Annotated in this window: 13 protein-coding genes and 1 tRNA gene; 8 read left to right on the top strand and 6 right to left on the bottom strand. The window is 44.1% G+C overall.

Annotation, left to right across the window (positions count from 1 at the left end):
• The first annotated feature begins 38 nt into the window (after positions 1-38).
• The 3 genes from htpG (at position 39) to hemH (ending at position 3937) form a co-directional block, all read left to right on the top strand.
• Entirely contained in the window at positions 39-1946 is a 1908-nt protein-coding gene (gene htpG / locus L4D74_RS13580) for a molecular chaperone HtpG (protein ID WP_428752596.1), read from the top strand.
• Between the two features lie 267 nt (positions 1947-2213).
• A complete protein-coding gene (adk, locus tag L4D74_RS13575; RefSeq protein WP_428752595.1) occupies positions 2214-2858 on the top strand; it encodes an adenylate kinase in 645 nt (214 codons plus the stop codon).
• A 119-nt stretch (positions 2859-2977) separates the two neighbouring features.
• Positions 2978-3937, top strand: a complete 960-nt coding sequence (gene hemH / locus L4D74_RS13570; RefSeq protein WP_428752594.1) for a ferrochelatase — start codon at positions 2978-2980, stop codon at positions 3935-3937.
• 146 nt (positions 3938-4083) lie between these two features.
• Here hemH and L4D74_RS13565 read toward each other — a convergent pair whose 3' ends face one another.
• Positions 4084-5475, bottom strand: coding sequence for a peptide MFS transporter (locus L4D74_RS13565; protein ID WP_428752593.1), 1392 nt, complete (start codon positions 5473-5475; stop codon positions 4084-4086).
• A 321-nt stretch (positions 5476-5796) separates the two neighbouring features.
• Here L4D74_RS13565 and rfaH point away from each other — a divergent pair, with 321 nt between their 5' ends.
• Positions 5797-6291, top strand: a complete 495-nt coding sequence (gene rfaH / locus L4D74_RS13560; RefSeq protein WP_428752592.1) for a transcription/translation regulatory transformer protein RfaH — start codon at positions 5797-5799, stop codon at positions 6289-6291.
• Positions 6292-6380: 89 nt separating this feature from the next.
• On the opposite strand, the gene minE is transcribed toward rfaH, so the two are convergent.
• From minE to minC, 3 genes are read right to left on the bottom strand one after another with little or no spacing between them, the layout of a single operon-like run.
• Complete coding sequence (gene minE / locus L4D74_RS13555; RefSeq protein ID WP_428752591.1) at positions 6381-6644, bottom strand: cell division topological specificity factor MinE; 264 nt, start codon at positions 6642-6644, stop codon at positions 6381-6383.
• A 3-nt stretch (positions 6645-6647) separates the two neighbouring features.
• A complete protein-coding gene (gene minD, locus L4D74_RS13550) occupies positions 6648-7460 on the bottom strand; it encodes a septum site-determining protein MinD (protein WP_102470797.1) in 813 nt (270 codons plus the stop codon).
• Between the two features lie 20 nt (positions 7461-7480).
• Positions 7481-8143 carry a septum site-determining protein MinC gene (gene minC, locus L4D74_RS13545; RefSeq protein ID WP_428752590.1) on the bottom strand — a complete coding sequence of 221 codons (663 nt, stop codon included), beginning with the start codon at positions 8141-8143 and terminating at the stop codon, positions 7481-7483.
• A gap of 179 nt (positions 8144-8322) precedes the next feature.
• Here minC and L4D74_RS13540 point away from each other — a divergent pair, with 179 nt between their 5' ends.
• Together L4D74_RS13540 and L4D74_RS13535 are read left to right on the top strand one after the other, a co-directional pair.
• Complete coding sequence (locus L4D74_RS13540) at positions 8323-8601, top strand: YcgL domain-containing protein (protein ID WP_428752589.1); 279 nt, start codon at positions 8323-8325, stop codon at positions 8599-8601.
• Positions 8602-8639: 38 nt separating this feature from the next.
• Positions 8640-9617, top strand: coding sequence for a lytic murein transglycosylase (locus tag L4D74_RS13535; RefSeq protein WP_428752588.1), 978 nt, complete (start codon positions 8640-8642; stop codon positions 9615-9617).
• Positions 9618-9777: 160 nt separating this feature from the next.
• Here the strand turns inward: L4D74_RS13535 and L4D74_RS13530 are convergent, their stop codons facing one another.
• Both L4D74_RS13530 and folD read right to left on the bottom strand, forming a co-directional pair.
• Positions 9778-10029, bottom strand: coding sequence for an HPr family phosphocarrier protein (locus L4D74_RS13530; RefSeq protein ID WP_265674574.1), 252 nt, complete (start codon positions 10027-10029; stop codon positions 9778-9780).
• Positions 10030-10263: 234 nt separating this feature from the next.
• The gene (folD, locus tag L4D74_RS13525) at positions 10264-11127 is read right to left on the bottom strand and encodes a bifunctional methylenetetrahydrofolate dehydrogenase/methenyltetrahydrofolate cyclohydrolase FolD (protein WP_428752587.1); all 864 of its coding nucleotides are present in this window, start codon (positions 11125-11127) and stop codon (positions 10264-10266) included.
• Positions 11128-11332: 205 nt separating this feature from the next.
• Here folD and L4D74_RS13520 point away from each other — a divergent pair.
• Positions 11333-11409, top strand: a tRNA-Arg gene (locus tag L4D74_RS13520).
• 152 nt (positions 11410-11561) lie between these two features.
• On the top strand, positions 11562-12758 hold the full coding sequence (locus tag L4D74_RS13515; RefSeq protein ID WP_265674576.1) for a DEAD/DEAH box helicase: 1197 nt from the start codon (positions 11562-11564) through the stop codon (positions 12756-12758).
• The last annotated feature ends 123 nt before the right edge of the window (positions 12759-12881 follow it).

Raw genomic sequence — 12881 nt, 5'->3', positions numbered from 1 at the left:
ATGTCGATACTTGATACGAAAAGTGTGATGGAGATAACATGAGCGCAACCGAAACAACCAATAAAGAAACTCGTGGCTTTCAATCCGAAGTAAAGCAACTACTTCATTTAATGATTCACTCTCTGTATTCCAATAAAGAAATTTTTCTTAGAGAGCTGATCTCGAATGCGTCGGACGCGGCGGATAAACTGCGCTTCCAAGCGCTTTCTAACGGTGATTTGTATCAGGGCGATGCTGATCTTGGCGTGAAATTGTCGTTTAGCGAAGAGCACAATACATTAACCGTTTCTGATAATGGCGTGGGCATGTCACGTGATGATGTTATTGAGCACTTAGGAACAATCGCAAAATCAGGTACAAAAGAGTTCTTTTCTAAGCTTTCTGAAGAGCAAGGCAAAGATTCACAACTCATTGGTCAGTTTGGTGTAGGTTTCTATTCAGCATTTATTGTTGCCGATGCAGTGACGGTTCGCACTCGCGCGGCTGGTGCGCCTGTAGAGCAGGGCGTGCAATGGCACTCTGCTGGAGAAGGTGAGTACTCGATTGAAGACATCACTAAAGAAACGCGCGGTACTGATATCGTTCTTCATATGCGTGAAGAAGGAAAAGAGTTCCTTTCAGAGTGGCGTTTAAAAGAAATCATCAGCAAGTATTCTGATCATATTGGTATCCCTGTTTCTATCCAAACCGCAGAGCGCGACGAGGAAGGTAAAGAAACAGGCGAAACCAAATGGGAACAAATCAACAAAGCACAAGCGCTGTGGACTCGCAACAAGTCAGACATTAGCGACGAAGAATATCAAGAGTTCTATAAACACGTTTCTCATGATTTTGCAGACCCACTTCAGTGGAGTCATAACAAAGTAGAAGGTAAAAACGACTACACGAGCTTGCTATATATCCCAGCTAAAGCGCCGTTTGATATGATGAACCGTGACCATAAAAGTGGTTTAAAACTTTATGTTCAGCGTGTGTTTATTATGGATGACGCCGAGCAGTTCATGCCTTCTTACTTACGCTTTATTCGTGGTTTGATTGATTCAAACGATTTACCTCTCAATGTATCTCGTGAAATCTTGCAAGATAATAAAGTGACGCAATCGCTACGTAATGCTTGCACGAAACGTGTATTAACAATGCTAGAGCGTTTAGCGAAAAACGACGAAGAAAAGTACCAATCGTTTTGGAAAGAGTTTGGCTTGGTGCTAAAAGAAGGCCCTGCCGAAGACATGGGCAACAAAGAAAAAGTGGCAGGTCTATTGCGTTTTGCTTCCACTGAGGTGGATTCAGCAGAGCAAACCGTCGGTTTAGCCTCTTACATTGAGCGCATGAAAGAAGGTCAGGATAAGATTTATTACCTGACGGCAGATAGTTATGCAGCGGCGAAGAACAGCCCTCACTTAGAGCAATTCAAGGCGAAAGGCATCGAAGTGGTACTGATGTTTGATCGCATTGACGAATGGCTAATGAATTACCTGACGGAGTTTGATGGCAAGCAGTTCCAGTCGATCACAAAGTCGGGTCTTGATCTGAGCAAGTTTGAAGACGAAGCTGAGAAAGAGAAGCACAAAGAAACAGAAGAAGAATTCAAGTCAGTGGTTGAGCGCACTCAAGCTTACCTAGGCGACCGAGTGAAAGAGGTACGTACAACCTTTAAGCTTGCCACGACCCCTGCGGTTGTGGTGACGGATGATTTCGAAATGGGCACACAAATGGCGAAGTTGCTAGAAGCGGCGGGTCAGGAAGTGCCAGAGGTGAAATACATCTTTGAAATTAATCCTGAGCACGAATTGGTTAAGCGCATGGCTGATGAAGCTGATGAAGAAGCGTTTGGCGGCTGGGTAGAAGTATTGCTTGGACAAGCGATGCTGGCCGAGCGCGGTTCTATGACGGATCCTTCGCAGTTCCTAGGTGCGGTTAACCGACTTTTGTCTAATGTGAAGTAGTCACGTTTATTGAAAACAATGGGCTCAGCGTGCTGGGCTCATTGTTTTTTCGTAGTGAGGATCTCGTTTTTAGCTAACTTTATCTTTTCTACGGGCATTCTTTAGTCGTATTTCACGCCAAGCGAGAATTTTCTATGCTAGAATGCGACGCTTGAATAATCATTCATTTCACTTTTATACCGAAACTTATCGTCGATACGCTATTCAAAGCCATGCTTTGATTGTGAGCTTCGGTATAAAGTCTTTTTATTTATAAGAGGAAACAACATGCGCATCATTCTTCTAGGTGCTCCAGGTGCTGGTAAAGGCACACAAGCTCAATTCATCATGGAAAAATACGGGATTCCTCAAATTTCTACTGGTGATATGCTTCGTGCAGCGATCAAAGCAGGCACAGAGCTTGGTAAGAAAGCGAAAGCGGTTATCGATGCAGGTCAACTTGTTTCAGATGAAATCATCTTAGGTCTTATTAAAGAGCGCATTGCTCAAGACGATTGTGAGAAAGGTTTCTTGCTAGATGGCTTCCCTCGCACTATCCCTCAAGCTGACGGCCTAAAAGAAATGGGCGTTAACGTTGATTACGTGATTGAATTTGACGTAGCGGATAGCGTGATTGTTGATCGTATGGCGGGTCGTCGTGCGCACCTAGCGTCAGGTCGTACTTACCACGTGACTTACAATCCACCCAAAGTGGAAGGTAAAGATGATATCACTGGTGAAGATCTAGTGGTTCGTGATGACGACAAAGAAGAGACAGTTCGTGCTCGTCTAGGTGTTTATCATGATCAAACTGCACCATTGATTGCTTACTACGGTAAAGAAGCCGAAGCAGGCAACACTCAGTACCTTAAATTTGATGGTACTAAGCAAGTTGAAGCAGTAAGCGCAGACATCGAAAAAGCACTCTCTTAATTGCTGATTCGTGAATCTTGTTAAAAAACGACCCTAAAGGGTCGTTTTTTTTATTGATCCAATCCTAGATTCAATGGGTATAATTGCCGTTGTTATTTGGTTAAATCAAAAGGAAGTCTATGAGCATGGCAGCAAACACGGGAGTACTCTTAGTTAACCTAGGCACTCCAGATGCGCCGACACCAAAAGCAGTACGGGCATTTTTAGGTGAGTTTTTGCATGATCATAGAGTCGTAGATATGACTCGTTGGCTGTGGTGCCCCATTTTACACGGTGTTATCTTGCCAGTTCGCTCGCCAAAAGTAGCTAAGCTCTACCAGTCTGTGTGGATGGATGAGGGCTCTCCTTTGATGGTTTACTCGGTAAGGCAAGCAGAGGCATTAAAGGCGCGCTTAAACGTGCCTGTAGAGCTGGGAATGACCTATGGTAATCCATCATTGAAGCATGGGATGTCCTCTTTGCTAGAGCAAGGGGTTGAGAAAGTGATAGTGTTGCCTTTGTATCCGCAATATTCAGGGACAACGAGCGCTGCCGTTTTTGATGGGTTAGCAAAAGCGTGTAAGTCATTTTCTACAATACCGAGCATCGACTTTATTCGAGATTATTATCAGCATCCTCTTTACATCAAAGCGTTAGCTCAAAAAGTGCGAGCACATTGGGATAAGCACGGACAAGACTACTTACTTTGCTCTTACCACGGTATTCCAAAACGCTATGCTGATAATGGCGATGTGTATCCTCAGCATTGTGAGCACACGACGGCGTTATTAGCGCAAGAGCTAGGATTGGACGACTCTCAGATAGGAATGAGTTACCAATCTATCTTTGGCCGTGAAGAGTGGTTACAGCCGTATACGGCGAAGACGTTAGAAGCATTGCCGACTCAAGGCACTAAGCGTATAAACGTGATTACACCTGCTTTCTCAGTTGATTGTTTAGAGACGTTAGAAGAGATTGCTGTGGAGTGTCGTGATATTTTTGTCGACGCCGGCGGTGAGTCTTACCAATATATAGAGTGTTTGAACGATTCAGAGCTTCATATCGACATGATGGTAAACCTAATTCAAGCGCGTTTATAGTTTGCGGTTTATCGAGCTTATGAGCTCCGAACGGTGTTGAAGAACCGAGCATAGACGATATTGACGTGTACTGGCTATTAGACATAAAAAACGCCACCCTAGATAGGGTGGCGTTTTTTGTTACGCATCTATTTTTTTCGAATCAATTAAGCGATCTGAGCTTGTTGCTCTTCGACTTCTTGAGCGTTTGATGTTGTCGATTGTTCTGCACCGTGCATCCATTTTACAAGTGTGTTTGCGCATAGCAGCAAAATGACGCCGGAAATAACCGCTGTGATAGCAATACCACCGAAGATGGACATTGCGCCAAGCTCACCCACATGTGAGCCAATCAAGCCAGCAACGTAGTTTGCAATTGCGTTAAAGCCAAACCATGCACCCATCATGAGTGAAGCAAGACGTAGCGGAGCAAGTTTGGTTACCAGTGACAGACCAATAGGAGAAATACACAGCTCACCTAAAGTATGGAAGAAGAAAGCACCCACTAGCCACAGCATAGACGTTTTCACGTTGGTATCACCGCCTTGTTCCATTACCGCACCCACCATGCACAAGAAACCAAGCGCAAGGAAGAACAGTGCCAAAGCAAATTTAACTGGAGAGTTAGGTTCACGTTTACCCAGCTTTACCCAAAGCGCGGCTAGAACGGGAGCAAGCGTAATCACAAAGAACGGGTTAAGAGACTGGAACCAAGCTGCAGGGACCTCAAAACCACCAATCATGCGGTCTGTATATTGCTGCGTGTAGATGTTCATCAAGCCGCCAGCTTGTTCAAAACCAGCCCAGAATACAATAACAAACAAGCCCATAATAAGAATGACTTTAAGACGATCTAGTTCTTCGCGCGTTAAGGGGGCTTTCGTTTTGTTTTTGTTGAGTGCTCTAGCGCGAGCTGCCGCAGGAACGGTACCAATATCGCCTAACCATGACTTAGACAGAGTGAGTTGCATCACAATACTGATCACCATACCGATACCTGCAATCAAGAATCCTGCACGCCAACCGTAAGAACCAGTTACAGAACCTGATGCGATACCCGCTAAAAGCGACCCTAAGTTGATACCCATATAGAAGATAGTGAACGCGCCATCACGACGGTTGTCACCGTCTTTGTAAAGGTCACCAACCATCGTTGATATGTTGGGCTTGAACATGCCGTTACCAGCAATAAGCAACGCCAGACCTAGATAGAAAGCTTGTTCAGCGGGCAGTCCAATCGCACCCACAGGCATAGCAAGCGTAAACTGGCCTGCGGCCATTAGAATGCCGCCGATGATGATTGAGCGACGTTGACCTAAGTAGTTGTCAGCAATCCAGCCACCGATGAGTGGGGTGATATAAACCAGTCCAGTATAGATGCCATATAAATCCAGAGCATCTTTAGTGGACCAACCCATACCGCCATTCATCGTTGCGTCAGTGAGGAAAAGGACCAAAATGGCACGCATCGCATAATAGGAAAAACGTTCCCATAGCTCAGTACCAAACAGTAAAAACAGCCCCCGAGGGTGACCTAAAATGTTATGTTGTGCTGTCATAAGTTTTACTAATTTTAGTTATGAAAGAATATAATGTGCATCAAGATATACATAACAAAATTAAAAACTGCAATAGGGTTGATTTATAGCCCATTTGAATGATTGAGCTAAGTTGTTAAATTGTAAGAATTTTTAACCAGGAAGGCACGGGAGCTGCGTGCTGGAAACTAATATTTCACTTTTATTACGTTGGAAGTGACTGTTTTGTCTATAAAGCGCTGTAAGAAGCTCCCTACTGCCTATTAGGAAAAGTTGCCTTTGTGGTACGATGTAAGGCAGTTAGTGCAGGCGAACTATAATAATTAAGGCTAAGTGAACACAATGAAACGTTGGTATTTACTGTATTGTAAGCGCGGTGAGCAAGCGAGAGCAAAGCTCCATTTAGAGAATCAAGGCTTACAGTGCTATTACCCTGAAGTCGAAGTGGAAAGAATCCGACGAGGAAAAAGACAAAAGGTCAAAGAGCCGCTGTTTCCTTCGTACATTTTTATTCAGTTTGATTTTGAAGTTGGTCCCTCTTTTACCACGATACGCTCAACGCGAGGCGTGGTTGACTTTATTCGCTTTGGTGCTCAGCCAACAGAGGTACAAGGGGATCTGGTGTTTGAACTTCAGCAAGCGGTTTATTCGCATGTTGAAGCGGAAGAAGGTGCACTCCCTGACATTGGACAAAAAGTTCGAGTGACGGCAGGTCAATTCGCAGGTATTGATGCGATCTTCCAGGAGAAGGATGGCGATACGCGTTCGATTATGTTGGTCAATCTAATCAGTAAGCCGGTACCCGTGAGCATTGATAATAAAGACCTAGATCTATAAGACAGGCGTTATTTAAAGGCTCAATCAGAAATGATTGAGCCTTAGCTTTCAAAGGTGAGCGTTTGGCCTTATCTCAAATAAGGAGGCGCTTACCTTTCATCCTCAGGCAATTGAACATTCAATTCGAGTACAGAGATATCATCATCTTTATGCTCAAATGAAAGATCGACCATTGATGGATCCACTTCAACGTATTTAGCTATGACCTTCAGAATATCTTCTTTCAATTGCGGTAAATAAGAGGGCGATGGCGACCCTTCACTGCGGCGTTCAGCGACAATGATTTGCAGTCGTTCTTTGGCAAGATTTGCCGAGTTTTTCTTCTGTGGGCGGAAAAATTCAAGTAGTGACATGCATTAACCCCCAAATAGACGTTTGAAAATACCTTTCTTCTGCTCGGTTAGGAAGCGGAAGTCCACCTGCTCTCCTAATAAGCGCTCAACCGTGTCATTGTAAGCCAATCCGGCGTCTGACTCATTGTCGAAAATTACCGGTACCCCTTTGTTTGAGGCGTTCAACACCGCTTGGCTTTCTGGAATTACACCAAGTAAAGAGATGTGTAAAATTTCTTCAACATCTTCAACCGACAGCATTTCACCCTGGTTGACACGTGTTGGGTTGTAACGAGTTAACAGTAGGTGTTGTTTTACAGGCTCTAGGCTTTCTTCTGCTCGTCTTGATTTAGAGTCGAGAATGCCAAGGATTCGATCTGAATCTCGCACAGAAGACACTTCTGGGTTTGTGGTCACAATGGCTTCATCGGCGAAATACAACGCCATTAGTGCACCTTGTTCAATACCTGCGGGTGAATCACAGATAACAAAGTCAAAGCCCATCTCATCAAGATCGTCCAGTACGCGACGCACGCCATCACGTGTTAGCGCATCTTTATCGCGAGTTTGTGAAGCAGGAAGAATAAAGAGGTTATCGGTACGCTTATCTTTGATTAACGCTTGATTTAAGGTCGCTTCACCATTGATGACATTGACGAAGTCATAAACAACGCGACGTTCACAGCCCATGATTAGATCGAGGTTACGCAAACCAATATCAAAATCAATCACTGCCGTTTTCTTACCTTTTAACGCAAGACCAGAGGCGATAGCAGCGCTAGAGGTAGTTTTACCTACGCCACCTTTTCCTGATGTTACAACAATAATGCGGGCCATTATTCTTACTTCCTTAATTTCTATATCGTGAGAATGTCAAATCTGAGGCTGTCGTCTGTCATACCAAACATAACTTTTTTCCCCCAGTATTCACTTTCAATCTGGTCGCTCAGCCAGTAGTTACCAGCGATGGAAACTAGCTCAGCTTGTAAATCGTGACAGAGGATTTTTGCGTCGGTGGAGCCGCTAGCGCCTGCAATCGCGCGTCCTCGGAGTGTGCCATGAATATGAATAGTACCGTCAGCAATCACTTCAGCACCGGCACTCACGTGGCTTAAAATCACCAAGTCGCCATTTTTGGCATAAACTTGTTGGCCGGAGCGCACGGGAGTACGAATTATTTTGGTCGGCTCCATTTTTGCCGGCGCTTTGGCTGGCGTTTTACTTGCCGTCATAATGGCAAATCCAGCGTCAGATGCTAGATTTTGGGTACGTTTATCTTTACACCCCGTCACGCCGACAGGGATCATTCCGGCTTCTTCGATGCCGAGTTTTAGGTCGAGAAACTGTATGTCGTCGTGGACTTGGCTGATATTCAAGACAACGGGTGCCGCAGCAAAAAACGTCGGAGCTTGCTTAACTTTTTCTTGTAAAAAGTGAACGGCTTTAGACACATCGTTGTCAGAAAGATGCAACACCGATAAAGTGAAGCTACTGCCTTTCAAATCAGGGGATGGTGACATTAATGATCAAATCCTTGTGCCAATGACATTGCTTTAGGTTAGGCTAATCATGTTATATTTCAACACTAAAGACAGCAAGCTATCTTGCTCCCAAATAGATAATTTACTCTCATTTTCGATTAAACAACCTGTATCGCCTTTTTTTCGACAAAAACCGCGATGGCAAAAGAGACATATCAATGCTTTGTTCAATTTATAAAAGTGCAAAAAAGCAAGGGGCTTACCTCTATATCACTAAGAAAGATGACTTTTCACAGGTTCCTGACGCCTTACTTGAAATGTTCGGAAAACCGACGTTAGTTATGGTAGTAAAATTGGATGGCCGAACGTTAGCGCAAGTGGATGTCGATATCGTTAAACAGTCATTACAAAATGAGGGTTTTTTCTTACAGCTACCACCACCGCAAGAGAATTTGCTCGAAACTTACAAAGAGCGAAAAAAGGCGCAGAAAAAATAATAAAGACAAACCGGTGAAGACGCTCTGGGGAGGGCACTTTGAAAAGAATGTTATCAGTTGTGTTAGGCGTGAGCTTATCGGCGAGCGTACTAGCATCAGAAAAAGGAAGCTTTGAAGAGTATGTTGAAGGCTTAAAGCAAGAAGCAAAGTCGTTAGGTATCTCGCAACAGATCTTAACAGAAGCATTTCAAGGCGTTGAGTTTAAGCCAAGAGCGGTGACTGCCGATCGAAATCAACCAGAGAAAAAGCTAACACTAGACGAATACATACCGCGAGCGGTGCCAGACTGGAAAGTTAAAAAAGCCAAAGAATTGCACCAAAAATACTACGCTGAACTTCAGAAGGTCGCGGATGAATATGGTGTTCAGTCTCGCTTTATCGTCGCGCTTTGGGGCGTAGAGAGCAACTTTGGTACCTTTACGGGCAATTATCGAGTTATTGATGCGTTGTCGACTTTAGCCTATGAAGGGCGACGTGAAGCCTTTTTCCGTAAAGAAGCATTAGCGGCGCTGACTATTTTGGAGCAAGGACATATTGCCCCGGATAAAATGAAAGGTTCATGGGCGGGGGCAATGGGGCAAAGTCAGTTCATGCCGAGCTCTTTCTTAAACTTTGCTGCCGATGGTAACGGTGATGGGAAAAAGGATATTTGGAACTCAGAAGCCGATGTTTTTGCGTCGACTGCCAATTATCTTGCCCAGTCGGGATGGGATGACAGTTATACATGGGGACGCCAAGTTAAAGTCCCTCATGGTATTTCACCCGAGCTACAAGGGCGAGAGGCTGAAAAAGGTAAGTATCTTCAAGAATGGAGTAAGCTTGGCGTCACTCGTTATGATGGTCGCCCGTTGCCACAGCTAGATGAAGACATTAAGGCATGGTTAATTATGCCTGATGACGAAAATGGTCGCGTGTACCTGGTTTATAACAATTACAATGTATTGATGAAGTGGAACCGTTCGTATTATTTTGCGCTCGCTGTTAGTCATTTAGCTGACCGAATTGCAATGGATTAATACGCGTTGATTCTGTGTCGATAGTTCATTATCGACAGTTCTTTATCGATAGCTTTGTATTTATGACGCGAATTTTACAAGAAAGGCCTTAAGAATCTTTACTTTAAGGCCTTTCTATTATCTATTCCGGTAACTATTTACTCTTTTCCGATGGCGTTACCTAGCCGGTTACCCCTTCCAAAAAGCGAGTGAGCTCGTCAACCGCTTGGCGATTGGAGGACTGAACGGTCACTTCCGTCCCTTTTACCAAGTTTAATGTTTGGATTTTGAAGAGATTCTTTGCGGTGGCGCTTTTGCCTTGCGAGATAAGCTCTACGTCTTCCGCATACTTTTTTGCTTCTTTAACAAATAGGGCAGCAGGACGTGTATGAAGGCCGCTTTCGGCAGTAATCGTGGCACTCTTTTTGTACATAGTGTCTTATCCTCATGATTCAGTATGATTTTTCGTTTTAGGTAGTTCTATCTGAGGAAGGGTCGAAAAACCGTGACCTAAGTGCAAAATGCCAATTGTCAAAACGTATATTGGAAAAAAATGAGAACCAGTATTAATTATTATATTGATTTATATGCGTTTAAAGTAAAAACACCTCAACCTGATGTATCAAATTGAGGTGTTATCGTATTCGCAGCGTTGAAAAGTTGCGGGTTACTTTTTAACCGTGTGGAACTGTTCGCAGGCAATCATGGTGTTTTCAATCAAACTTGCCACGGTCATTGGGCCAACACCACCTGGGACGGGGGTGATAAAGCTGGCGTTGTTTTTCGCTACATCATATTCCACATCGCCAACTAATTTTCCATCGTCCATTCGGTTGATACCCACATCAACAACAACAGCACCTTTCTTGATCCAGTTACCAGGAATGAAGTTAGGTTTACCAACGGCAACCACGACGATATCGGCTTGACGAACATGACCTTCTAGATCTTTAGTGAAGCGATGACACGTCGTTGTGGTGCAGCCAGCAAGTAGAAGCTCAAGTGTCATAGGGCGGCCGACGATATTAGATGCACCAACGACGACGGCATGTTTGCCACGCATTGGGATGTTGTAGCGATCTAATAGGGTAATAATACCTTTTGGTGTGCAAGAGCGTAGTTTAGGCATACGTTGAGCGAGTCGACCTACATTGTAGGGATGGAAACCATCAACGTCTTTCTCTGGGATGATGCGCTCAAGAATAAGCGTGTCGTCAATGCCTGCGGGGAGAGGCAATTGCACTAAAATACCATCTACTTCAGGGTCGTTATTAAGTGTATCTACAAGGCTTAATAGCTCATCTTGGTTTGCGTTTGCAGGCAGATCATAAGACTTAGAAACAAATCCCACTTCTTCACACGCTCTGCGCTTACTTCCGACGTAAACTTGTGAGGCAGGATCTTCACCTACCAGAACAACCGCTAAGCCCGGTGCCCTAAGGCCAGCATCGGTACGTGCTTTTACTCGTGCAGCGACTTCAGAGCGGACAGTTTGAGAAATAAGTTTCCCATCGATGTTTTGAGCAGTCATAATTTTCCTTGAGAAAGTTAATTGGCTGTTATTTTTGTGTGTATTGTCCCAGAAAAGTATTTCAAAAGCCAGAAAGCAAACGTTTGCCTCGTTTGAAATATCACCATTGACTGATAGGTTGTGGTTTTTTTGGGCATTTGAATCACAAAGAGTAAGAAAGCCATTGATTTACCGAGTTCATCTCGTATAATCCTTTCCCTGTAGCGCGCCCTTAGCTCAGCTGGATAGAGCACGTCCCTTCTAAGGATGTGGTCGTAGGTTCGAATCCTACAGGGCGCGCCATTTATTAAGAAACCCCTGATAGCTCCTTGAGTTATCAGGGGTTTTGCTTTTTCTGCGATATATATCGTATCTGCTACACTATCATCACCTTATTGCGCGTCATTCATCACGCGTTATTACTAGCGCGTCATCGACAATGTGAGAGACTCTTTATGCCGTTTACTAAACTTGGGCTCAGTGCCCCATTACTGAATGCGATTGAAAAAGTAGGTTACGACAAGCCTACTACGATTCAGAATAAAGCGATTCCCCTGATTTTAAACGGTGACAATCTTCTTGCTGCGGCGCAAACAGGTACAGGTAAAACGGCGAGTTTCGTGTTGCCTATTCTAGAAAAATTAAGTCGAGCGGAAACCCAGCGTAAGAAGCGGGCAAGAGCGCTTATTTTGACTCCGACACGAGAGTTAGCGCAACAAGTTCACCAGAGCATTGAAACATACGGCCAAGAGTTATCACTAAAATCGATGGCGATGTACGGTGGTGTTGATTATGCCCCACAGAAGCAAGCGTTAATTGATGGTATTGATATTGTGGTGGCAACACCGGGCAGATTGTTAGACCTTTATGGACAACATGCTATTCACTTTGATGAAGTGGAATGCTTGGTATTGGACGAAGCTGACAAAATGCTTGATATGGGCTTCATCGAAGCGATTAACAAGATTATTGCTCGGGTACCAGAAGACGCGCAAACACTGCTGTTTTCTGCCACGTTATCTAATCCAGTTCGAGAATTGGCTCGCAGCGCAATTGATAACCCATCAGAAATCAGTATCGCTAAACATAGTGCGTCGAAGGGAAACATTAAGCAATGGATTGTGACGGTTGATAAAGATATTAAGTCATCATTGTTAAGCCATTTATTAACAGAGAACTCATGGTCTCAAGCGCTGATTTTTATTGAGACGAAGCACGGCGCAGCAAAGCTAGTAAGCCAGCTTGAGAAGCGCGGAATTCAAGCAGAAGCGTTTCATAGTGGCCGTAACCAAAAAGTTCGTCAGCAGCTGATTGAAGACTTTAAGGCTGGGAATATTCAATACTTGGTGTCGACAGGTGTTGCAGCGCGTGGTATCGATATTGAAAACTTACCGGTTGTGATTAACTATGACTTACCATTTCCGGCAGATGAATATGTGCACCGAATTGGTCGTACAGGGCGAGCAGAAGCGGCGGGCGAGGCAGTATCTTTAGTATCGAAAGACAACTTTAAGAATTTATGCATGATCGAAAGTCGATTAGGGCACTTGCTTGAGCGCGTGGAGATTGAAGGTTTTGAACCTCGTAAACCAGTGCCGATTTCGATTTTAAATTATGTACCAAAGCATAAGCGTAATAGCGAAGAGCGATAATCGTAGCGATAAACGATAACGGATGACCCATAGCCTCTAGTGTTTCATTAGGGGCTTTTTTACGCTTGGAGAATAGTGTTATTCATTACCCTAATATTCACTAATTATCCTAACTACATGTTG

It is taken from the genome of Vibrio cionasavignyae, assembly GCF_050337155.1.
In the GTDB taxonomy this organism is placed as follows: domain Bacteria; phylum Pseudomonadota; class Gammaproteobacteria; order Enterobacterales; family Vibrionaceae; genus Vibrio; species Vibrio nomapromontoriensis.
This window is presented reverse-complemented; position numbering and strand designations above follow the sequence as displayed.